Here is a 22,282-nt window from a genome sequence, read left to right as displayed (position 1 = left end):
AAAAGGTTTTTTTATAATTCTCCTTAACAAAATTTATCATTTCAAAAGTTTGGTATTAATATTGAAAACTTAACTTTGTTAAAAATTTAATTATAAAATAAATGAAAAATTATTTAAAGGTTTTTTTGACTTTAACTTTTGTGGGAAGTAGTTTTTTTGCTCATTCCCAAACTATAGACAGCAAGTCAAAAACCATTTTAGATGATATCACAAAGAGTTATAAGAGTAAGAAGAATTCTTATTTCAAATTCTCGTACAAGGCAGATAATCAAAACCAAACGGGTATTTTCTATTCAGACAATACAAGATATAAACTGAAAATAATGGGAACGGAACAAATATTTGACGGCAAGAAGCTTTATAATATCAATGATGAAGATAAAGAAATTACCATTTCCAAAGCTAATGATGACCAAGTTCATTTCTCACCTTTAAGTTATTTAGATTCTTACAAAAAAGATTATAATGTGAGTTATTCTGGTAAAAAAACAATCAGCGGAATTCCTGTTGATGTGGTAAAAATGACTCCTGTAAAAACAAACGGATTAAAAAGTGTAACTCTTTACATTAATACACCCCAAAAGAAATTAATCAAACTTGAGCAACTTTCTACCAATAATGATTTGGCGGTCATCACAATAAGTAATTATAAAGAAAATCAAAATTTGTCTCCATCATTATTCAGCTTTGATAAAACTAAATATCAAAATTATCTGATAACAGAATTATAAATCAGTATATAATTTCAAAAAAAATGCATTACAAAAACGTAATGCATTTTTTTTTATTTCTTCACTTTATAATCACTTGCACCTTCATAAGGTTGCAAATAACCAAGATTCCAATTAGATTGCAAAAGAGACTCTACAAAAAGGTCATCTCTAAATCTATGCGGGTCATAAGGCGTTTTCAAACTAACATCAGCAATATTTCCTTTCACATTCCACCAGAAAGCACTCCAGCCTCCTCTTAATTCTTTGATGATTTCGTAAACAGTTTTTCCCGTTGCCCTACTCATCAGTTTGGCAAAAACCTGACCTTCGGAAGTTGTTAAGTCTCTCAACTGTTTCTCATAACTGGCAGCCAATTCTGTTTGTCTCTGTTTCATATAACGGCTTCTATCAGAGCCTTTCATATTAGCACTTTCTTTTTGAATATCACGGTATTGTTCCAATGCATCCAAAAATAAAGGATAAACACGATTCAGTTTTTTATTAAGGAAAAAATAATAATTTTTATCTAACTGATTATTGAAATGTGGATTAGCTCTGAGAGTCAATTCATCCATTACAATCACTTGTTCCCCGTTTATTTTATAGATTTTAGCCTTTTGAACTTCATCATAATAATACTCATTCCCGAACTCATCTTTCTTCAACTTGTTTTTTGGAATATCATCAAAAGATTTTACCTGTAAAGTGTCTTGTTGCGAAAAACAAAATATGCCAATAAACATCAAAAGAATCGGAATCAATTTACCAAAAATCATTACTTTTACTCTCATAAAAAAATTAACAAAATTTAACATCAAAAACCATTCCTTTTAGATATGAATTTCGAAAATAAATCAATTAAATTCTTAGAAGAATATTTAAACACCGCTTCGCCTACTGGCTATGAACACAAAGGCCAAAAAATCTGGATGGATTATATCAAACCTTATGTAGATAAAATCGAAGTTGACCATTATGGTACAGCTTATGGAATTATCAATCCAGAAGCCGAATTCAAAGTTGTTATAGAAGCACACGCTGACGAAATCAGTTGGTATGTAAACTACATTACAGATGATGGGTTGATTTATGTGATCAGAAACGGAGGCTCTGACCAAACAATCGCGCCTTCCAAAGTTGTCCACATCCACGGAGAAAAAGGCATCGTAAAAGGTGTTTTCGGTTGGCCTGCAATCCACACAAGAAGCGCTAATCAAAATGAACCAACTCCTAAAATCGATAACATCTTTATTGATTGCGGCGCCACTTCTAAAAAAGAAGTAGAAGAATTGGGAATTTTTGTAGGTTGTATGATAACTTACCCTGATGAATTTTTTGAGCTGAACGACAGATATTTTGTTTGTCGAGCTTTGGATAACAGAATCGGTGGTTTTATGATTGCGGAAGTTGCTAAACTTTTGAAAGAAAATAAGAAAGAACTACCTTTTGGATTGTACGTCACAAACTCAGTCCAGGAAGAAGTTGGACTTTATGGCGCAGATATGATTGCTGATACCATCAAACCAAACATTGCCATTGTGACAGATGTGACACACGACACAACCACGCCGATGATTGAAAAGAAAAAAGAAGGCGATCAAAAATGTGGCGATGGGCCAGTGGTTTTCTTCGCACCAAGCGTTCATCATACCATTCGTGAATTGATTATCAGCACAGCAAAAGAAAAAGAAATCCCTTTCCAAAGAGCTGCAGCAAGCAGAGCAACAGGAACGGATACAGATGCTTTTGCACATTCTAATGGTGGCGTTCCAAGTGCCTTGATTTCTTTACCTTTGCGATATATGCACACAACGGTAGAAATGGTTTCAAAAGAAGATGTTTCGAATGTCATTAAATTAATTTACGAAAGTCTTCTAAAAATTGAACCAACAATGAAGTTGAAATATCATTAAAAAGAGTCAAGAAACAGGAACCTAGATTCAAGAATAAATATTATGCATAATTTCGAGAAATTAATTTTTTGGCAAAAGTCAATTTCATTAGCAAAACAAATTTATATTCATTGTAAAAAAGTAAATTCTGATGAAAAATTTGGATTAATTTTACAAATCAAAAGATGTGCAGTTTCTATCCCATCCAATATTGGCGAAGGCTCTGGTAGAAATAGCAACAAAGAATTCAATCACTTTCTAGGAATTGCTTTAGGTTCGGCATTTGAATTACAGACACAATTAATTTTAGTAAAAGAACTGAATCTTCTCTCAGAAACAATTACAGAAGAACTTTTACAAGAATTATCTGGAATTCAAAAAATGATATACACTTTTAAAAATAATCTAATAAAGTCTTGAATCCTGATTCTTGACTCTAAAATCTAAGTATAAAATGAAAAACAAACTCATAGCGCCTTCCCTTTTGTCTGCGGATTTTGGAAATCTACAAAGAGACATTGAGATGCTAAACAACTCTCAGGCAGACTGGCTTCACGTAGATGTGATGGACGGCCGTTTTGTCCCGAATATCTCTTTCGGCTTCCCAGTGATGAAAACTGTGCAGCAACACGCCAAAAAATTCGTGGATGTCCATTTAATGATTTTGGAACCAGAAAAATACGTAGAAGAATTCATAGATGATGGAGCAGATTTGGTTTCCGTGCATTACGAAGCTTGTACGCATCTTCACAGAACCATCCATTTGATTCAGAGCAAAGGCTCAAAAGCAGGTGTAGTTCTTAATCCTGCAACTCCGGTTCTAATGTTAGAAGACATTATTGCAGACGTAGATTTGGTTTTATTAATGAGTGTGAATCCAGGATTTGGCGGGCAAAAATTCATCCAGAATACTTATAAAAAAATCAGCGAAACCAAAGATTTGATATTGAGCAACAATTCCACAGCGTTAATCCAAATTGATGGCGGTGTGAATTTGGACAATGCATCTAAACTTTTTGAAGCAGGCGCAGACGTTTTGGTGGCAGGAAACGCGGTTTTTTCTTCAGAAAATCCGGAGAAGACGATTGAACTTTTGAAGATTTAATTTTTTTTAGGAGCTTAATCCCGCTAGTAGTTTATCCTGAGCTTGTCGAAGGGCTATATCTTTTTTGTCTTAGACATTTTGTCATTGAAAGAATTTTCAGCAAAGACAAAAAAAAGATGCCGCTACTATCGGGACTAATAACAATATAACAAAAAAATAGGCTATCAGTTTTGATAGCCTATTTTATATTTAATTTTCAGAAGAAATTAAAAAATCTCTCTCCCTGAAAAATGGAATTGAGCTTCGATAAGAGCATTCTCGTCAGAGTCAGAACCGTGAACAGCATTTTCTCCAATGCTTCTTGCGAAAAGTTTTCTGATAGTTCCTTCAGCCGCTTCAGGAGGGTTTGTAGCACCAATTGTAGTTCTGAAATCTTCTACTGCATTGTCTTTTTCAAGAACCGCCGCAACGATTGGTCCAGAAGACATAAATTCAACCAGTTCTCCATAAAAAGGTCTTTCAGAATGTACTTCGTAGAATTTTTTTGCATCAGCAACCGTAAGTTGCGTCAATTTTAAAGCTTTGATTTTAAAACCAGCTTCACTGATTTTTCCAAGAATCGCACCAATGTGACCATCTGCAACTGCATCTGGCTTAATCATGGTAAATGTGATTTTTCCTGACATTATTTTAATTTTATTTTAAAGTGTTGCAAATTTACAATATTTTTTCCTTAGATTTGTCGTCGGAAATTCTTTTCTGGGAAACGCTACTATTTGGCACAGTATTTGTAACAAATTATTCGATTCTCATGTTTAATTTGAGTTTTCATGGTTATTAGTTTTTACCCCAACCTCGGTTGGGGTTTTTTTGTTTTTAAAATTATCTGAAGTCGTAAAAAACCGCCAAACAAATAATTTGTTTGGCGGTTTTTTATTATAATTGATTTTTATCAACTTGATTTTTGTCACGCGATTCAATCAGCGAATTGCAGCAGCCCGGCCTGAGCGGAAATCCTTTTTTGCTTGTTCTCGATTTCTATTTAATCTGAAATCTTCTGCAAAAAAGATTGGGAGCGGAAGACGGATTAAGCTGCCAAATATTAATCACCTTGATCGACAAATGCTAACTCGTCTGGATTTTTCACTGGATATTGCTCCGTAAAACATCCGAAACAATGATTAGGCGAACCTAAAATATTAACCAAATTATTTACAGTCAAGAATTCGAGGCTATCAACATCCAGATATTCTCTAAGCTCTTCTTTGTTCATGTTAGCCGAAATCAAATCATCTTTTGTAGGCGTATCAATTCCTAAAAAACAAGGCGCAATAATCGGCGGAGAAACACTTCTGAAGTGAATTTCCTTCACACCTGCTTTTTTCAAAATCTTCACCAAACGTCTGGATGTTGTTCCACGAACGATGGAATCATCAATAATGACAACTCTTTTTCCTTTGATTTCAGAAACAATTGGGTTTAGTTTTAGATTTACCAAATGTTCTCTCATCTCCTGAGACGGAATGATGAACGAACGCCCAATGTAACGGTTTTTAATCAAAACCGGTCTGAAAGGAATGCCAGAAGCCTTGGAAAAACCAATCGCAGCAGGAACTCCGGAATCCGGAACACCAATCACAATATCTGCCTCCACAGGTGCCTGTTCCCAAATCTTCATCCCCGATTTCTCACGAACTTCGTGAACATTGATTCCTTCTAAAGTAGAATCTGGTCTTGCGAAATAAATATATTCGAAAGCACAGATTTTATTGACACAATCGTCCTTAACCAAATAAGACTGTAAACCTTCTTCGTTATCACTTGTATAAACAATTTCGCCAGGTAAAATATCACGTACATATTGCGCACCTACCCCATCCAAAGCACAACTTTCGGACGCCACAACAAAAGTATTTTCATCAATCGCACCAAGAACTAAAGGTCGGATTCCGTTGAAATCTCTGAACGCAAAAAATTTGTTTCTTGTAATCCCAACTACAGAATAAGCGCCTTCGATTTTTTCCATCGTTGCTTTGATTGCGCCACGAAGTCCAAGGTCAAGATTTTTTTGAATTAATCTTAAAATTACCTCTGTGTCAGAAGTTGCACGGAAAACTACGCCTTCGTCTTCTAATTCTTTTCGAAGTTGTTTGGCATTAGTCAAATTACCATTATGCGCAATGGAAAGTATGATTTGGTCATACTCATTCTTGGCAAAAAACGGTTGGAAATTATATTTCTTTTTATCTCCGGCTGTTGTATATCTGGTATGACCAATTACGGTACTTCCCATAAACTTTTCCGGTTCTTCTATCGACTTGAAAACGTCTAAAACCAAACCTTCGTCTTTTACAGAAAGGATTTTCCCATTATTTCCTACTGCAATTCCGCAAGCTTCCTGCCCACGATGTTGCAGTGCAAAAAGCCCGAACTGGGAAAGCGAAAATGTATCTTGTGTTTGTGTAGAATGCAACCCGAAAATGCCACATTCTTCTTCCATTTTGTCAAAAGGATAAGTTCCTAATTCTTCTTTGGAGAGATGTTTGGCTTCTTCGAATTCCTCATAGCGATTTTGAAATGCGTATTTCGGTAACGTGCTATATTTTTGAAATTCTAAATCCATTTTTATTTAATCTCGGATTTTATTTTTCTAGAGCGGTTTGTAATCTATTGTAAATCTCAACATAAGCTTCTGTGATTTCGCCCAAATCTCTACGGAATCTGTCTTTGTCAAGTTTTTTCATTGTATCCTTGTCCCAAAGTCTGCAAGTATCTGGAGAAATCTCGTCTGCCAAAACAATTTTGCCATCAGAAGTTTTTCCTAATTCGATTTTGAAATCTACAAGAATAACATTGGCTTTATCAAATAAAGCAATCAATAATTGATTAATTTTATCTGTCAAAGCGTACATTTCATTCAATTCTTCATAAGTGGCTGCTCCGAGGAAAACAGCGTGATGATCGTTGATCAACGGATCTCCTAATTCATCTTTTTTATAACAAAGGTCAAAAATAGTAACAGGCGATTTCAAACCTTCTTCAACGCCTAATCTCTGAGCCATACTTCCCGCAACGTAATTACGAACAACCATTTCCAATGGAATGATATCCACTTTTTTTACCAATTGCTCTCTGTCATCCAACTTTGAAATGAAGTGCGTTGGGATTCCGTTTTCGATAAGATAACCAAATATTAGTGTAGAAATCGCATTGTTCAGCTCGCCCTTTCTATCGAACTGTCCGCGTTTTTGTGCATTGAAAGCCGTAGCATCATCTTTGTAGCGTACAACGACTTCGTCAGGTTTATCCGTAGCGAAAACCTGTTTAGCTTTACCTTCGTAAAGCATTTCTTTCTTTTGACTCATAATTACTTTCATTTTTTTAAACGGAATTTGCCACGAAGCAATTTCCATTTAAACTTTTTTACTATTAGATTTATGCACAAATTTACGAATTTTATATTTCTTTTTTATAAAATTATAAATTCAGTAATAATTATTGATTAACAAACACTTGTTAGGTATTAATCTTGATAAAAAAGAAAGTGCTAAATCTAATTTATGACAGAAAATTTTGGCGAAAAAGTGATTGATTTTAATCTCAATCTAAAATATTCTGGGTTACTTCCAGACGGATTCCGTGTTTTGAATCCTTACTTGGATAATCCTGAAACTTTGGATGTGATGCAACAATTTTATCACAAATATTATAATGATTCGGAAATAAGGAAATTCATAATCGGGATTAATCCTAGCAGATACGGTGCTGGCGTAACTGGAGTTCCTTTCACAGACACGAAACGACTAAAAGAGATTTGTGGAATCGAAATGAAATCCTCTTATACGCACGAGATTTCGTCGGTGTTTGTGTATGATATGATTGAAGCTTTCGGAGGGACGGAACTTTTCTACCAAAACTTTTACATCAACTCTCCTTTTCCTTTGGCAATCATTAGAAAAACTAAAGAAAACAAATGGATTAATGCAAATTATTATGATGATAAAACGCTCTTCGAAATGGTAAAAGATTTTATGATTGATTCTCTGAAAAAACATATCAGTTTAGGAATCGACACTTCAAAAGTTTTTGTTTTGGGAAAGAAAAATGCGGATTTTATTCAGAAATTAAATCGTGAAGCCAAGTTGTTTGATGAGTTGAAAATACTGGAACATCCAAGATACATTCAGCAATACAAATCGAAAGAAAAGCAATTGTATATTGACAAATATATTCTTACTCTTAACAATCTTGACAAATAAAAAAAGCATTTCGGATTTGAAATGCTTTTATAATTTATTCTAAAAATGAATTACTTTTTAATAAACTTCACCGATTTTCCATCGATATTCAAAATGTAAGTACTTGGGAGTAAAGACTGAACATCAATCGATTTTTGATTAACAAATGGATTATTAATTTCTTTTATCAATTTACCAGAAAGGTCATAAATCTTCGCCGATTTTGCTTTGCTGATTTCTCCATTAACATTTAGCTGACTAACAACCGGATTTGGATAAATATTGAAATCTAAATTTCTATTCGTGATATCATTAATTCCCAAAACACCTAAACCTTGACAATAATCTGACGCATAACTTGTCCATTCATTGATGTCAAAAGTCGCTGTTGGATTGGTGATTTCTGATTTTCTGTAAAGCGATTTGTTGGCATTAGAATTATCTTGACCTTTGACACCAATTGCATCAATAGTTCCTGACTTATAGGATAAATCCACATAATTACTTCCCGAAAAAGTTAAAGAAGGCGCGGCAGTTACAAACTTCGCATTAGAATTATTGAAACAACTAAAGTTTGCGCTCGGATTAACAACGACAAAACTTTGATTGTTTTCTATCTCACCTTCCAGTTCAAAAGGATTTTCGAAGTAATAAACAGTTCCTTTGGACTGCATCGATAATTTATAGCCCTGAAGATTTATCTTATGTCCAGTTTTGTTTGCAATTTCGAGCCCCTTATTATTTCCAGTTCCTTCCAAATATTTTATAATTTGTAAATCTTTCGCAAAGATATCGGATGCTAAAGTTGTAACACTCATCGTATTACTCTGTGGACTTTCCAAATAAGAATTATCGTAAGCTTTAACCGTAAAATTATAAGTTGTAGCTGGCGTCAAATGGTCAATAGAAATTGTTGTAGTCTTAGATTTAGCTACTACAATACCATCTTGATAAACGTTATAACCCAAAACATCATTTTCCGGACTTTCCTGCCAATTTAGATTAACGAAATAAGCAGAGTTTCTTTCCAAAGAAAGCTGTGAAGGCGCAGAAGGAGCAACATTATCAGGCGTTTGATTCCAAATCAAATTAACCCATTCCGGATGGTCGATGAAAGGATTTCTATTTTTTTGAAGGTTAAAAAGAGAATTATTTCTATCAATCTCTCTGGGAGAAACCGGATCTTGCTGATGCCAAGAAAGCAACATTGTGATGTACCAATTTTCGTAAGCTCTTTCGTCTGTGCCATCCATCGGATTTCTATCCTTGGTTGGGTCTGCGTTTGTACTATGATCGAAGCTACTCAATTTACCTTCATATCTCACAGCGTAATAGAGTAAAGACCTAGCAATATCACCTTTAAACTCGTCTATTGGTTCGTAAGCTTTGTCTTTATATACAGAACCAACAATACCATTATTCCCTCGTTTAGAGCCATTTGTAAAGTTATAATCAGCAGTTGAAACTTTCCCATAAGGATAATTACTTCTCAACTGGTTGATTCTTGCGTCTGTAGGCACTACAAAAAATAAGTCAGAATACATTGGATAAGCACTATTAAAAGTACTTTGTGGCATCATATGTTCGCGGTTCCAACCCAATCCTTCTGCGTTTGCACTTCCTACAATGTCACTCAAAGTATAATGATAAGCCGTAGTTCCAATTGGATTATTGGAATAAATATCTAATAAATATGTTGAATTACTCGCATCATAATCATAAAATCTATCAATATCTGTCTGTCCGTACAAGGTTTTCAGATCATCATAATTATAATTGTAGGTTTTTGTAGAAATAATATCATGGAGTTTACTTTTCAAAGCATATCCAGAAAGACTCTCTGTTCCAGAATAATAACCTTCTGGAGCTTGTGCAGACAGAATAGTGGGAAAAGCAAAGATCGCGAATAAGTACTTTTTCAGCATATCGATATTTTTAAATAGCGGGTCGTAAAAATATCATTTTTTTATAAGATTCTATTTATTTTTTTGAATTTGAATATTAATAATTATTTACAAACCTCTACCAATAAAAAATCCCCTTTTAATCAGGGGATTTAAATATTATTAATTAATTTCTGTTATTCTCCAGTAATAATATTGTGAAGCGTCACTTTCAAACTTTCCAATTGTTCTTTTTTCGCATCCAATTTATCAAATGTATCTTTCAACAAAGGATTTTCACGAGTTGGAGAATTGAAGAATGCCAAATTATTTTCCAATTGTACCACTTCTGACTCCAAATCAGCAATTTGATTTTTGATTTTTCGTGCTTTATCAGTCAATTGATTTTCAGTAAGATTCTCTTCTTTCAAATCAAATTCATTAATTTTATTGAGTTTCAATTTCTCTCTCAGAGTTTTGTTGAATTCTGTATTGATAGACAATTTATCTTTTGGAACTTTCCCAATCGCATTCCAAGAATTCTTAATCGTTTCAATTTTTTCTACAGCACCCTCCTCATCATTTAAGGCTTTCAATTCTTCTAAAAGAGCTTTTTTGTTCTTATAGTTTTCTTTCCAATTGTCGCCTGGAGCGTTATTTTTATCTCTATAATTTTTGAAGAAAGTATTACAAGCATCACGGAAATCATCCCAAACTTTGTTTGCCTGACTTCTAGGAACGTGACCAATTTTCTTCCAATCCTCCTGAAGTTTTTTGAAAAGAGGAACCACGATCTCCCAATCTTCAGAATTCATATTATCCTGAGCCGTTTTTATCAAACCTAATTTCTCTTCAAGATTATGAACCTGAGAACCTTTTAAGTTCTTATAAAAATCATTTTTAGCCGTATTGAAATCTCTCAAAGCTTGTTTGAAATCTGTCCAATTCTGGTTAGATAATTTTTTAGGAACTGGTCCTAGTTTCAAGAATTCTGCGCGCAATTCTTCTACTCTTTTAATAGCATGCTGCCAAAAAGAATGATTGATATTTTGAGGCGCAGACAAAGTTTTCAATTCTTCGATAACTTTATTCTTTTTATCAAGATTTTCTTGTTGTTCAGATTCTAGAACTGCAATCAATTCAGATTTTCTTTCGTGGATTTTATTGGAAATTTCTTTGAATTCTTCCCAAGTTTTCTCACGGAATTCCTCTGCAACCGGCTCAGCCTCTTCTTTCCAAAGCTTATGAAGATATTGCAATTCATTCAGAGCTTTTTGCACTACTTTTTCATCAAGTAATTCTTTTGCTCTTTCAATAATATGTTGTCTTTTTTCAAGATTATGAGCAAATTCCTGCTCAAGATATTCCTTGTTCAAGTCCAACATCTCATTGAACATTTTCAGATGATGGAAATAATTATTATTAAGATTTTTGAATTCGGATTTTGCAACCTGACCAGCCTTCCCCCAAGCTTCTTTCACTTCTCTTATGGCTTTGAAAAGATTAGTTCCAGGTTCTGAAGTGGTGTAAAGATTCTTCAATCTTTCAATGATTGTCAATCTTTCTTCAAGATTTTTTTGATGTTCTGCTTCTTGAGATTTATGGAATTTGTCTTGTTTTTCTCTGTAAATATTTACTAGCGCGGATAATTTGGAAGATTCCGGATGATGATTATCAAAATGTTCTTCCGGATTGCCTTGCTCCAGATAATCGTGTTTTTTATCTTCGATTTCATCGGCAATTTTGTGATTCGCTTGCTCTCTCAAAGCATTGAATTGTTTAGAAAAATGATGAGCATCATCTTTGTTGACGATGGTTTCCATTTCGGCTAAAGCTTCTTTCAAAGATAGATTTGAAAAATTTTCTTCAGCAGTTTCGATTTCCTGATGTTCCTCTGCGGTAGTTTCTAATTCTGAATTTTGTTCTACCCTCTCTACTTTTAATGGTTGATTCTCAGCAGAATTGACACCAGAATTAAGATTTTCGTTCTCAGAATTTTCGTTTTCAATACTCATAACAAAGCAAATTAATTGACAATAACAACTTTTAAATGCACTAAATTAACTGTTTTTTACAGAAAACACCAAATATAAATTCCAATTTTCTCAAAAAAACATCAAACATTCATTGATATTCACATCAGAAATTTAAAATTTAACAATTACTTGACAAAGGCTTTTTGATGTCGTATCTTTGCATCTCGAAAAAATTTAATATCAGGCTTTGCCTGTCCTAAAATAAAATCCGTAAATTTTATGAAAACATCTGATTTCAATTTCGATTTGCCAGAAGAATTATTGGCAGAACACCCAACAGAAAACCGTGACGAAGCAAGATTGATGGTTCTTAACAGAAAAACTGAGACTATCGAGCACCGTCTTTTCAAAGATGTAATTGAGTATTTCGACGAGAAAGACCTTTTCATCTTCAATAATACCAAAGTTTTCCCTGCTAGATTATTTGGAAACAAAGAAAAAACAGGAGCTAAGATTGAAGTTTTCTTGTTGAGAGAACTAGATGCTGAAACTCGTGTTTGGGATGTTTTGGTTGATCCGGCAAGAAAAATCAGAATCGGTAACAAATTATTCTTCACAGAAGACGAATCTTTGGTTGCAGAAGTTATTGACAACACAACTTCTAGAGGAAGAACATTGAGATTCTTATTCGACGGTTCTTACGAAGAATTCCGTGCAAAATTGACAGAACTTGGAGAAACTCCACTTCCTAAATATATCAAAAGAGACGTTGAGCCAGAAGATGCAGAAAGATACCAAACGATCTACGCCAAAGTAGAAGGTGCTGTTGCAGCGCCCACTGCAGGTCTTCACTTCTCAAAACATTTGATGAAGAGATTGGAAATCAAAGGAATTGATTTTGCAGAAATTACACTTCACGTTGGTTTAGGAACTTTCAACCCAATCGAAGTTGAAGATTTGTCTAAGCACAAAATGGAATCTGAGGAAGCGATTATCGATGAAAAAAATGCAGAAATCATCAACAGAGCTGTACAAGAAGGACGCCGAGTTTGCGCCGTTGGAACGACTACAATGAGAGCTTTGGAAACGTCTGTTTCTTCTAACAAAAAAATATCGGCTTACAGAGGTTGGACTAACAAGTTCATCTATCCACCTCACGATTTTGGTGTTGCCAACGCAATGATTACCAATTTCCACACGCCTAAATCTACTTTAATTATGATGATTGCGGCTTTTGCTAACAAAGATTTCATAATGAGAGCGTACGAGGAAGCTATCAAAGAAAAATATAAATTCTATTCTTACGGAGACGCAATGTTGATTCTTTAAGATTTGGAATTTTCAAAAAAAAGAATGCACAACTTTTGCAGTTGTGCATTTTTTTATTTCTTATATTTTATCTAATTTCATCCTATGAAAGCACTTTCCTTTTTAGCATTATTATCCATAACATTTTCTTGTTCCCAGACTCAGGAAAATTTTTCAACATTGGCAAACCTTCCAAAGAAATTGAAAGAAGCTTCGGCTTGTGAAATCTCAAAAGCATCGCCTTTGATTTGGACGATTGAAGATAATCATAATCATAATATTCTTTTTGGCTTTAATGAAAAAGGAGAATTAATCAAATCTATTACCATCACAAATGTTGAAAATAACGATTGGGAAGATTTGACTTCTGATGATGAAGGCAATATTTATATCGGAGATTTTGGAAATAATGATAACGAAAGACAGAACTTAGCCATTTATAAAATAAACGCTGCTGACCTTAATAAAGATGAAGCTAAAGCAGAATCTATTGTTCAGTTTTATTATCCCGAGCAAACAGAATTTCCGCCAAAGAAAAAAGACCGGATTTTTGATGTAGAATCTTTCTTTATCCATGACAACAAATTTTATCTTTTCACAAAAAACAGAAGCTCGAAATTTGATGGGACAACTGTTTTATATGAAGTTGAGAATAATTCAACTCAGAAATTACCTGCAAAAAAAATCGGAAGTTTTGTGACTTGTGAACAATTCAATAATTGTGCTGTGACAAGTGCAGACATTAGCCCAAATAAAGATAAAGTTGCCATTTTAAGCTCAGATAAAGTTTGGATTTTCACCAATTGGAAAGGCAATAACTTCCTATCCGGAAAAGTCGAAAAAATTGAATTAAATCATCATACACAAAAAGAAGGTCTTTGTTTTAAGGATGAAAATACAATTTTGATGACGGATGAAGGTAGTAAAAAATCTTCTGGAAATCTTTATCAATTGAAACTATAATAATTTACGCCTAAAAAGTCCCACCAATCCCAACAACCAATCTTCCGCCATCAGAAGATGTGAAATAAGAAAGATTTGCAGAGATAGCGTCAACTGCATTCAGCCAAAATCCACCGCCGTATGAATTGTGCCATTTGTTGGAATTTTCATTCGGGTTCCAAACTCGACCCAAATCAAATCCACCGAAAAATCCATAGCTCAAAGGTAAAATTGAATTCGTGATTTTACCAACTTCATATCTCAAATCAGAAGTTTGGTAGAAAGAATTCTTCCCATAAAAACGATTAAATCGGAAACCTCTCAAATCTTTGCTTCCGCCTAAAGTTGCCATTTGATAAAACTCATAATCATTTCCGAAAAGCCATTTTGCTTTCGCATAAGAAGACCAAACTAATTTTTGATTTTGCGTCAAATAATGCAGAAAACCAAGCCCTGTTTCGAGTGAAGTATATTGTCTATCTGTATTTTGAAGATTCATATTCCAAACCGTTCTGATATCGAACTTCATTCCTAATTTTGGATTCGCTTTGTTATCATAATTTTCATAATTGAATAACAAATCTGCTCCACCAAACTGTTTTGAATTGAAAACATCATCATTGATAACACCTGGAACTGAAATATAACGGTTGGCTGTTCTGTCGACTTTCAGAATTTCGTAATTCAGTTTTGCAGAGAAAGTTGATGCATTTTTGTTCCAATTGATAGATGGCGAAAATCCAAATTCCCGAGCTCTAACATTATTAAAGCGATCTCCAAATTCTTCCTTCGGATTAACCGTTTCATTCCCGATTCCGTAGAAATTCCTGATATAATGTGAACTTGTCACTCTTGTATCCAAACCGTAAAACCAATTGCCTTTTAATAAAGGAAACAAACCTTGATAAGCCAATTCATAACCTTTGGTTCCTGTGAAATAGTTGGCTGTAAAATGATGTTTCTGAGAATACGGATTTTTGATAAAATCATTCACAGTATAATCTGCGTTGAAACCAATTGCCAAAGCATCATCCGGATTGAAATTAAAGTCCATAAATGTTGTAAAAACATTGTATTTTGCATTTCTGTAATTATATTGATTGATGTCATAATCATCAGTCAATTTCATAGTTGCGTTTCCTTTATTTTCAAAGTTGTTCGGTTTACTTTTATAATCGTAAATCGTCACTTTTTTGGAATAGGAAACCGTGTATTTATCGTTATCCAAGCCTCCTAAAAGTTTAACTCTAATACTTGATTTTTGATTACCTTCTACTACAAATTCGTCATCATCATCTAATCCATACAGCAAAATTTCTTTTGTCATCAAGCCCGAATAAAGCTTGGACGATTGCAATTCTTCGCCAGATTTTTTCAGTCTGATGATTTTGATTTCGGTTTCGTTATTGGGTAATCTGGTAACTACAAACTTGTCTTTTTTGTCGGTTCCGGTCAAAATCACTTTCTCTTGAAGGATTTTAAAATAAACCGAAGCATATTTTTGAAGGTCGTTTTTTCTCGTCAGCAGTTTCTGAATCAAATCTTCCGAAACTTTGTCCTGAACCTCTTTTGGAAGATTTTTAAAAGCTTCTCTAATGTCATTTTCAGTCAAATGATTTTGAATAAATTCTGCCACATCCTGCCAATCTTTTCCATTAGAATTTTTTGCGAAAATCAAATCCAATGGATAAGGTTCACGGTTAAACCACTTCACACTTTCAATTTCATTATCAAAAGTCTGCATATGCTTCAGTTCTGGAAATTCCATCAAAATTCCTGTAATAAAACCGTCATATTTTGCAAAAGCCTGGTCTCTGTCTTTCGGAATCGGGCTGTAAATCACGTTGCCATTTTCTTTTCTGAATTCGAATTTCCATTGGTCGTGATGCCTGTCCCAATCGCCAATTAACATATCAAACAAACGTGCTTTTATCCACGCTTTTTCGTCCATTTTGTACTTTTCGTCTTTGGCAAGATTCAAAATCACTTCGTCTGTTCCGAGGACTTTGTTCGGGTTTTCTTCAGTTTCCATCGGTCGGTCCTCTAGGTAATACATTTCATTGCCAAAATTCTCATTGAAGTTTCCTAAAGCAGGTTGCTTTGGAATATAAAATAATTGTGGCGTTGTATGCCGAATTCCCAATTTATCAGCCATTCCGCCAATTACTAAAGGCGTGTAAGGATGCGAAGTCGTGTAAAAATCCAGCAAAAATTTGTCCGCATAACTATCCGAAAAATCATCAATCACATATTGGTTTTTAAAAGCGACAGCCTGCAAAAACCGAACACCACTTTTTTTAAGTGCCCGAATCACATATTCGTTCCCTGATTTGGTTTCCAGACGAAGCGATTTGGTTTGATGTCCGCCTCCTGCTCTATCAGGTTTTACACCACCAAATAATGTATCCAATTCCAGATTTTTTGCATTGATTTTTTTCGAATAATATTCGCGGTAATGTTTTCCCCAAAGAAACTCGTAAAATTTGCTTTTCTTCGTCATTGTAGAATCGTAAATCGAAGCTTCCTTATTTTGAGGAAATTGACTAGGATAATCTCTTGCGATTTTCGGTTCGTTTTCCAAAACCGTTTTTCTGAAAAGCAATTCCGATTTTTTAGGATTAAGGTTGTAAAAACTCACTTCCGCATTTCCAGAATTTGAAATTTTCAGTTCAGCATAACCATTTTTCCCGAATGAAAAGTCATTAGCTCCGACTGCTTTTGCAGATTCGGTTTTAGAACCAGCTCCGCTCACGATTTGTCTGATGTCGCCTTGCTCAATATATTGCAAATTATGATCGTGACCGGAAACTACAATTACATTTTTTCGTCCGCCAATCAAAGTTTTCAGTCGGTTCGATAATTTTTTATAATTCTGATTGCTGATATCCTGATGCGTGATTCCGCCAGTTGCTCTTGTTAAATTGATAACGGAGCCTAAAACCGGAAGTGGAAATTTATTTTCTAAAGGAAAAATCTGTTTCTCCCAAGAATATTTTCCACCGTGCGAACCGTTTGTAATCAAAGGATGATGCGTTGCAACTACGATTGTTTTATTCTGATTTTTATTCAGTTGGTCTTCGATTTCTGTGTAGAAATCTTCTCTGGTTTTGATATCACATTTTTCATTGATGCCAGGATTTTTATCCCAATTGGCTAAAACCCATTCTGTATCCACCAAAATCAAAGTTAGTTTTTTGTTGATTTTTCTGGTTTCGATAGGACAACCGTTTCTTGGTGCGAAAGCAGATTTGTCGCCTAACTTTTCTATGACATAATCTTCTTCTCGCTTCAGACCTTTGATTCCGTTGTTATACCAATCGTGATTGCCAGGAATGAAAATCGTTTTTCCTTTGAATTGATTGGATAATGAAATTTGGTTATCCATTTTTTTCTCTGCCAAACCTCTGTTTTCATCATCTTTTTTTGGCATTCCGACTGGATAAATATTGTCGCCGAGAAACATCAACGTGCTGTTTTCTGAAGCTTTGGACAATGAATCTTTCAGAATATTCATATTATGGAAAGCTTTATCTTGGTCAAGATTTCCTGCGTCGCCAACGAGATAAAAAGTGTGAATGATGCTATCTTTTATCGTTGGATTTTTGGCAAAATCTTTGGCATTTTTTCCGTAGTTAGCGTTTTGAACTGCGCAGGAAATTGCCGTGATTGAGATTATTATTGAGAAAAAAAATTGATATATATATTTCATAAGTTAATCTGGTTAATCTATGTCAAGATTCCTACGGAAATCACTGATTCGACGTAGTCAATGACAAAAATTGTATTTTTATAATCAATATTGTTATAATGTTGAATCTGCAGCCCGACTTGAGCGGAAATCCTTTTTTGCTCATACTTAAGTTCTATTGAATCTGAAATCTTCTGCAAAAAAGATTGGGAGCGGAAGGCGGATTAAGCTGCCATAAATAAAATTTGAGGTTTAAGTTAGAGGCTTCTACAAGCTCAGCCTGACAATTCTGATTACAATAGTCACGAAATTACTGAAACTCTAACAATATTTAACAAAATTAAAATTAATAAGCTATAAATACTTTCTTAAATTTGTTTCAAATTGCTTTTATGGATATTTTGAAAATTTCGGAAGATTACGTTAAAAATTTATTCAAAGATAGATTATCTTCTACTTACACTTATCATAATCTTGACCACACGATTCAGGTTGTAGATAAGATAAAAATCCTTGCAAAAGAAGAAAACGTTGGTCCCGAAGACACAGAAAATCTGATTCTGGCAGGTTGGTTTCACGATTTGGGCTACATCAGCGACTGCGAAAATCACGAGGAAGAAAGCAGAAAAGCAATTCAGGATTTTTTGAGACAAAATCAATTCAGTGAGGAAAGAATCCAGAAAATTGGCGAATTAATTCTCGCTACAGACAAGTTCTACAGACCAAAAAATCATCTGGAAGAAATCATAAAAGATGCGGATTTGTATCATTTGGCTTCGGATGATTATTTCAGAATTTGTGAGAATCTGAGACAGGAAATCAAAGAAGTTCATCATCAAAAATTCAGTAAACTGCAATGGGCGGAACTGAATATTACTTTTTTTGCCAAGCATCAATTCTATACCAAATTCGCTAAAGAAAACTGGCAGCCTGAAAAGGAAAAAAATGTTGAAAAAATACTTTCGTCCATCAAAAATATGAAGGAAGAGAAAAAAGAAAAAAGCAGTCTGGAAAAAGATAAAGCACTTCTGAACAAAAAGAAACTGGAAAAACTGGAATCTCCGGAAAGAGGAATCGAGACAATGTTCAGAATCACGCTTAACAACCACACAAAACTGAGCCAAATTGCTGACAGCAAAGCAAATATCTTACTTTCTGTCAACGCCATTATTATTTCTATCGCCTTGTCAACACTGATTCCAAAACTAGACGCGCCAAGAAATGCTCATCTTGTAATTCCATCATTTGTAATGATTATGTTCAGTGTTGCGTGTATTATTCTCGCAATAATGTCCACAAGACCAAAAGTCTCCAGCGGAACATTTACCAGAAAGGAAATCGAAGAAAAAAAAGTGAATCTCTTATTCTTTGGAAACTTCTACAAAATGCCTTTGGAAGAATATCTTTGGGCTATGAAAGAAATGATGAACGACCGACAATATCTCTACGATACAATGATAAAAGACCTATATTATCTGGGAATTGTCTTGAATAGAAAATATAAGTTATTGAGGTTGACTTACACCGTTTTCACAGTAGGAATTATCGCTTCTGTAATTGCTTTTGTAACGGCTTTTTGGAATGTGATGGGTTGATATTGAATGGAAAAATTATTAAATATAATTAACAATATAACCAAATATGGTTTAGAATCTAATATTGTCAAAAAAGAAAACGATTTGGAACATAATTTAATCCAAATCTATAATTCTTATTTCCAATACAATTATAATTTTGATGATAGTGAATATTCAAAATTTGACAATTCAAATTATCAAAATATTCAGGAAAATATAAAATCTAATTTTCCTGAATTTGGCTTTTATAATGTTGTTTTAAATCCATCTAATATTGTAAATCCAGAAGTAGAAATTGTTTTAGGAGATGCTATTGATGATTTAAGTGATATTATTATTGATTTACTAGAAGTAAAGTGGAGACTTGAAAACAATAGTTATAATGATGGAATCTGGTTTTTTAAGTTCATTTTTAAAAACCATACAAAATCTCACATTTTAGGTCTGCTCAATTATTTGAATGAAAAAAATAACTTATAATTAAATCCCTTCCACAAAATCATAATCCACATTCTTCGCGTCATAATTCACAGCAACGCGCAAAGCTCGCAAACCATTAATCCCTTGTAAATCTTCAACTTCCAATTCTTCTATTGTTGAAAGTACATTTTGGTCTTGAAGGATTTTGATTAATTTCAAATATTCTTCACGTTCTCTGTCCTGAGAATAGATAATACTGATTTTTCCAGGTTGCGTAATACGTTCATCCGAATTTTTGACCAATGATTTATCGATACGTTTTTTAATCATTTCGTAGCGCGCATTGTAACTTCCGTCCACATCAAAACGTTTTTCATCCATCCTAAATCTAATGCTGATTGGCGTACTATAAACCAAAATCAAAGACGAAACATCCAGAGAATAATCCAGCGATTCTCTGTAATGCTTATATTTTAATTCAGTTTCACAAATCACACGTAATTGCCACAAACGTAGGTTTTTCAAGAAAATCGGGTCATAAGTCAAATCTGGTTCAATGGACGAACCAATATACATATTATGCTCTACTCCATCGGTTTTGAAACGCTCATAATAAAACGGAAATCTGCGCTGTTGCTCTTCCTGACGCTTATCCAGAATGTCTGCTAAGGTTTTATTAACCGAAGACAAACTATCATCAAATTTCTTTCTGAAATTGTAAACCAATTCAGTTTTAGAGTCTAATTGTTTATGATAATCTGTAACGATTTGATTATAATTAACGTTTTGAAGTTTGATTGATTCCAATAAAGGATGAACCTCTTGATGAATAAAATTCTGAACCTGACTTTCTGTATCGGCTTTCAAATCTTTAGCCAACAATTCCTGAAAATGAATCAATTTTAAATTAATTGATTCCAAATCATTGTCAGAACTCAGATTTTTAAAAACATCAGAAATCAGCATCAGATTAATTTCTAAATCTTTTTTAATTGCCAAATTTCTCGACACCGAAGAGTTTCTGATATCCGTTTGTCCAAAAAGTGGTGTCAGATTCTCGAAAGTGATCTTTCGGTAAGGCAAATCAAATTCTTCTCTGTAAAAACCGATATGGCGTTCCGCTTCTTGTCGGAATTTCCAATAAACACTGGGATGTATCGATGTGTATTCTCTTTGGATAATTGCTTGGATTCTTGTCTCTATGCCGTCGTAAAGCCTGTCCATCGTATCTTCCAGATAAGGCATTACGATTTCCATTTTTTGAGCATTGATGCTGTTCAGCATTTTTTTTCTAGAAACAAGCTCAATAATTCCAAGAACTTTTTTATTCTTTATAATTGGAGCAAAAATCGCACTTTTGATTCCAGCGTCGTAGAATTGTTTTGCAAAATCACTGTCCGGAAACTCTTTGTAAATTTTTTCAAAATCGGAAATGCTGAAATATTTTCTGGATTCTACCAACGCATTGAAGTTCTTTTCGCAAAGCAATTCATTTTTAGAATGATTGAATCCTGAGAGAATAAAACTATCAATCACACTATTGACAGGCGTTTTCACAAATTTATTTTCTTCGTGGTTGATTGATGTATAACCCAATTCCAAGTCAGGAACCTGAAAAATAGAACGGAAAATCTTGTTCAATTCCGATTTTAGGTTTTCATCATCTTCAAGATTAATAAGTTTAGTTTTGAGATTAGAAACGGCAATTTCCGTTGTTGCATCAAAGAAATTAACGACAGCAAAACCTTTCAGCTCCCAACTTTTTGAGGGGAATTTTTCTTTCCAAAGTTCGTAATCCTCAAAATTATCCAGTAATTCAGTAATCTCTTCTTCTGTCAATCTTTTGAAATTCTCCAATGGATTAACATCGATGAAATCAACATTATTCAGAAAACGATAATGATTCACAACACTTTCTTCATTCGGAATATCGAAAATAAAAGGCATCGAAAAATTAAGCGGAACATTGTAAAAATTTCTCAGAATAATGCAACAGCTCATCACATAAAAGCGATGCGGGTCAAGACCTTTGATGAACATATCAAAATTTTCGCCAGCATTTTTAAGGATATTCTGAAAACGCTGTGTAGGATTGAAAAAGAAATTATAAAAAGGAAAACCAATAGCTTTGATTTCGTTTCCTGTCAACATTGGTGGGAAAAGGTCTCGCAAAAGTTCCTTCATCAATGTTTCATTTTCCTCGAAGAAATCAAGATTCTTGATGCCATTTATAAGTTCTGGAAACTCTTTTGTCTTTTCCAAAATCCTCTGATGTGAAAGCGCATATTCTGGATCATCAGAAGCTTCTGCTTCCATTTTTTGAATAAGTTTTTCGAAGGAAAAATTCAGTATGAATGGGCTATCGTAAAAGGTTTGAAACTTCATCGGGTAAAAATCAATGCAAATGTAATAATTATGAATATATTAATAAAGTCGATTCTAAATTAATAATACCTTAATCTAAATTTATCAAACTTAATTATTATAATGTAATCAATTATCAATCTAAAACTTAGCTTAGAAATTATCTTTTAAATTTACAAAAATTCAAGATTATTAGATATATCTATCGTTTCATTATTGGATTTTTAAATTGTTAC

The 22,282-nt window shown here is 33.8% G+C and carries 17 protein-coding genes; 9 read left to right on the top strand and 8 right to left on the bottom strand.

Features of this window, described 5'->3' with window-relative positions; genetic code table 11:
* The first annotated feature begins 101 nt into the window (after window positions 1-101).
* Window positions 102-731 carry a LolA family protein gene (locus V7P73_RS05865; RefSeq protein ID WP_333851992.1) on the top strand — a complete coding sequence of 210 codons (630 nt, stop codon included), beginning with the start codon at window positions 102-104 and terminating at the stop codon, window positions 729-731.
* Between the two features lie 53 nt (window positions 732-784).
* Here the strand turns inward: V7P73_RS05865 and V7P73_RS05860 are convergent, their stop codons facing one another.
* Window positions 785-1,489 carry a DUF4294 domain-containing protein gene (locus V7P73_RS05860; RefSeq protein WP_333852130.1) on the bottom strand — a complete coding sequence of 235 codons (705 nt, stop codon included), beginning with the start codon at window positions 1,487-1,489 and terminating at the stop codon, window positions 785-787.
* Window positions 1,490-1,549: 60 nt separating this feature from the next.
* On the opposite strand from V7P73_RS05860, the gene chrP reads away from it, so the two are divergent.
* The 3 genes from chrP to rpe are packed head-to-tail and all read left to right on the top strand — an operon-like array spanning window position 1,550 to window position 3,710.
* A complete protein-coding gene (gene chrP / locus V7P73_RS05855) occupies window positions 1,550-2,626 on the top strand; it encodes a chryseobasin maturation metalloprotease ChrP (RefSeq protein ID WP_333851991.1) in 1,077 nt (358 codons plus the stop codon).
* A 42-nt stretch (window positions 2,627-2,668) separates the two neighbouring features.
* A complete protein-coding gene (locus V7P73_RS05850) occupies window positions 2,669-3,025 on the top strand; it encodes a four helix bundle protein (protein ID WP_333851990.1) in 357 nt (118 codons plus the stop codon).
* Between the two features lie 34 nt (window positions 3,026-3,059).
* Window positions 3,060-3,710 carry a ribulose-phosphate 3-epimerase gene (rpe, locus tag V7P73_RS05845; protein WP_333851989.1) on the top strand — a complete coding sequence of 217 codons (651 nt, stop codon included), beginning with the start codon at window positions 3,060-3,062 and terminating at the stop codon, window positions 3,708-3,710.
* A 206-nt stretch (window positions 3,711-3,916) separates the two neighbouring features.
* Here the strand turns inward: rpe and V7P73_RS05840 are convergent, their stop codons facing one another.
* The 3 genes from V7P73_RS05840 to purC all read right to left on the bottom strand — a co-directional run bounded on the left by V7P73_RS05840 (window position 3,917) and on the right by purC (window position 7,015).
* On the bottom strand, window positions 3,917-4,336 hold the full coding sequence (locus tag V7P73_RS05840) for a nucleoside-diphosphate kinase (protein ID WP_333851988.1): 420 nt from the start codon (window positions 4,334-4,336) through the stop codon (window positions 3,917-3,919).
* Window positions 4,337-4,752: 416 nt separating this feature from the next.
* Complete coding sequence (gene purF, locus V7P73_RS05835; protein WP_333852129.1) at window positions 4,753-6,150, bottom strand: amidophosphoribosyltransferase; 1,398 nt, start codon at window positions 6,148-6,150, stop codon at window positions 4,753-4,755.
* A 142-nt stretch (window positions 6,151-6,292) separates the two neighbouring features.
* Window positions 6,293-7,015 carry a phosphoribosylaminoimidazolesuccinocarboxamide synthase gene (gene purC, locus V7P73_RS05830; protein ID WP_312768480.1) on the bottom strand — a complete coding sequence of 241 codons (723 nt, stop codon included), beginning with the start codon at window positions 7,013-7,015 and terminating at the stop codon, window positions 6,293-6,295.
* A gap of 195 nt (window positions 7,016-7,210) precedes the next feature.
* Here purC and V7P73_RS05825 point away from each other — a divergent pair, with 195 nt between their 5' ends.
* Window positions 7,211-7,909, top strand: a complete 699-nt coding sequence (locus tag V7P73_RS05825) for an SMUG2 DNA glycosylase family protein (protein WP_333851987.1) — start codon at window positions 7,211-7,213, stop codon at window positions 7,907-7,909.
* 50 nt (window positions 7,910-7,959) lie between these two features.
* Here the strand turns inward: V7P73_RS05825 and V7P73_RS05820 are convergent, their stop codons facing one another.
* Together V7P73_RS05820 and V7P73_RS05815 are read right to left on the bottom strand one after the other, a co-directional pair.
* Window positions 7,960-9,813 carry an endonuclease gene (locus V7P73_RS05820; protein ID WP_333851986.1) on the bottom strand — a complete coding sequence of 618 codons (1,854 nt, stop codon included), beginning with the start codon at window positions 9,811-9,813 and terminating at the stop codon, window positions 7,960-7,962.
* Window positions 9,814-9,968: 155 nt separating this feature from the next.
* On the bottom strand, window positions 9,969-11,786 hold the full coding sequence (locus V7P73_RS05815) for a DUF349 domain-containing protein (RefSeq protein WP_333851985.1): 1,818 nt from the start codon (window positions 11,784-11,786) through the stop codon (window positions 9,969-9,971).
* Window positions 11,787-12,026: 240 nt separating this feature from the next.
* Between V7P73_RS05815 and queA the strand changes: the two genes are divergently transcribed.
* Window positions 12,027-13,076, top strand: coding sequence for a tRNA preQ1(34) S-adenosylmethionine ribosyltransferase-isomerase QueA (gene queA, locus V7P73_RS05810; RefSeq protein ID WP_333851984.1), 1,050 nt, complete (start codon window positions 12,027-12,029; stop codon window positions 13,074-13,076).
* Window positions 13,077-13,160: 84 nt separating this feature from the next.
* Complete coding sequence (locus V7P73_RS05805) at window positions 13,161-14,018, top strand: hypothetical protein (RefSeq protein ID WP_333851983.1); 858 nt, start codon at window positions 13,161-13,163, stop codon at window positions 14,016-14,018.
* Between the two features lie 10 nt (window positions 14,019-14,028).
* Here the strand turns inward: V7P73_RS05805 and V7P73_RS05800 are convergent, their stop codons facing one another.
* Window positions 14,029-17,706 (bottom strand): metallophosphoesterase, encoded by a 3,678-nt coding sequence (locus V7P73_RS05800; RefSeq protein ID WP_333851982.1) that lies wholly within the window; start codon window positions 17,704-17,706, stop codon window positions 14,029-14,031.
* A gap of 371 nt (window positions 17,707-18,077) precedes the next feature.
* Between V7P73_RS05800 and V7P73_RS05795 the strand changes: the two genes are divergently transcribed.
* Together V7P73_RS05795 and V7P73_RS05790 are read left to right on the top strand one after the other, a co-directional pair.
* Window positions 18,078-19,280 carry a Pycsar system effector family protein gene (locus V7P73_RS05795; RefSeq protein ID WP_333851981.1) on the top strand — a complete coding sequence of 401 codons (1,203 nt, stop codon included), beginning with the start codon at window positions 18,078-18,080 and terminating at the stop codon, window positions 19,278-19,280.
* Window positions 19,281-19,286: 6 nt separating this feature from the next.
* Complete coding sequence (locus tag V7P73_RS05790; protein WP_333851980.1) at window positions 19,287-19,742, top strand: DUF5063 domain-containing protein; 456 nt, start codon at window positions 19,287-19,289, stop codon at window positions 19,740-19,742.
* Here the strand turns inward: V7P73_RS05790 and V7P73_RS05785 are convergent, their stop codons facing one another.
* Window positions 19,743-21,998, bottom strand: a complete 2,256-nt coding sequence (locus tag V7P73_RS05785; protein ID WP_333851979.1) for a GAF domain-containing protein — start codon at window positions 21,996-21,998, stop codon at window positions 19,743-19,745. It abuts the gene before it with no gap.
* Window positions 21,999-22,282 lie beyond the last annotated feature (284 nt).

Origin of the sequence: Epilithonimonas sp., assembly GCF_036780765.1 — a bacterium.
In the GTDB taxonomy this organism is placed as follows: domain Bacteria; phylum Bacteroidota; class Bacteroidia; order Flavobacteriales; family Weeksellaceae; genus Epilithonimonas.
This window is presented reverse-complemented; position numbering and strand designations above follow the sequence as displayed.

Coding starts and splice junctions, on each gene's coding strand:
- V7P73_RS05805 (WP_333851983.1), top strand. CDS start 13,161: ATGAAAGCACTTTCCTTTTTAGCATTATTATCCATAACATTTTCTTGT.
- V7P73_RS05840 (WP_333851988.1), bottom strand. CDS start 4,336: ATGTCAGGAAAAATCACATTTACCATGATTAAGCCAGATGCAGTTGCA.
- purF (WP_333852129.1), bottom strand. CDS start 6,150: ATGGAAGAAGAATGTGGCATTTTCGGGTTGCATTCTACACAAACACAA.
- V7P73_RS05790 (WP_333851980.1), top strand. CDS start 19,287: ATGGAAAAATTATTAAATATAATTAACAATATAACCAAATATGGTTTA.
- purC (WP_312768480.1), bottom strand. CDS start 7,015: ATGAGTCAAAAGAAAGAAATGCTTTACGAAGGTAAAGCTAAACAGGTT.
- V7P73_RS05800 (WP_333851982.1), bottom strand. CDS start 17,706: ATGAAATATATATATCAATTTTTTTTCTCAATAATAATCTCAATCACG.
- V7P73_RS05815 (WP_333851985.1), bottom strand. CDS start 11,786: ATGAGTATTGAAAACGAAAATTCTGAGAACGAAAATCTTAATTCTGGT.
- V7P73_RS05825 (WP_333851987.1), top strand. CDS start 7,211: ATGACAGAAAATTTTGGCGAAAAAGTGATTGATTTTAATCTCAATCTA.
- V7P73_RS05795 (WP_333851981.1), top strand. CDS start 18,078: ATGGATATTTTGAAAATTTCGGAAGATTACGTTAAAAATTTATTCAAA.
- V7P73_RS05860 (WP_333852130.1), bottom strand. CDS start 1,489: ATGATTTTTGGTAAATTGATTCCGATTCTTTTGATGTTTATTGGCATA.
- rpe (WP_333851989.1), top strand. CDS start 3,060: ATGAAAAACAAACTCATAGCGCCTTCCCTTTTGTCTGCGGATTTTGGA.
- chrP (WP_333851991.1), top strand. CDS start 1,550: ATGAATTTCGAAAATAAATCAATTAAATTCTTAGAAGAATATTTAAAC.
- V7P73_RS05785 (WP_333851979.1), bottom strand. CDS start 21,998: ATGGAAGCAGAAGCTTCTGATGATCCAGAATATGCGCTTTCACATCAG.
- V7P73_RS05850 (WP_333851990.1), top strand. CDS start 2,669: ATGCATAATTTCGAGAAATTAATTTTTTGGCAAAAGTCAATTTCATTA.
- queA (WP_333851984.1), top strand. CDS start 12,027: ATGAAAACATCTGATTTCAATTTCGATTTGCCAGAAGAATTATTGGCA.
- V7P73_RS05820 (WP_333851986.1), bottom strand. CDS start 9,813: ATGCTGAAAAAGTACTTATTCGCGATCTTTGCTTTTCCCACTATTCTG.
- V7P73_RS05865 (WP_333851992.1), top strand. CDS start 102: ATGAAAAATTATTTAAAGGTTTTTTTGACTTTAACTTTTGTGGGAAGT.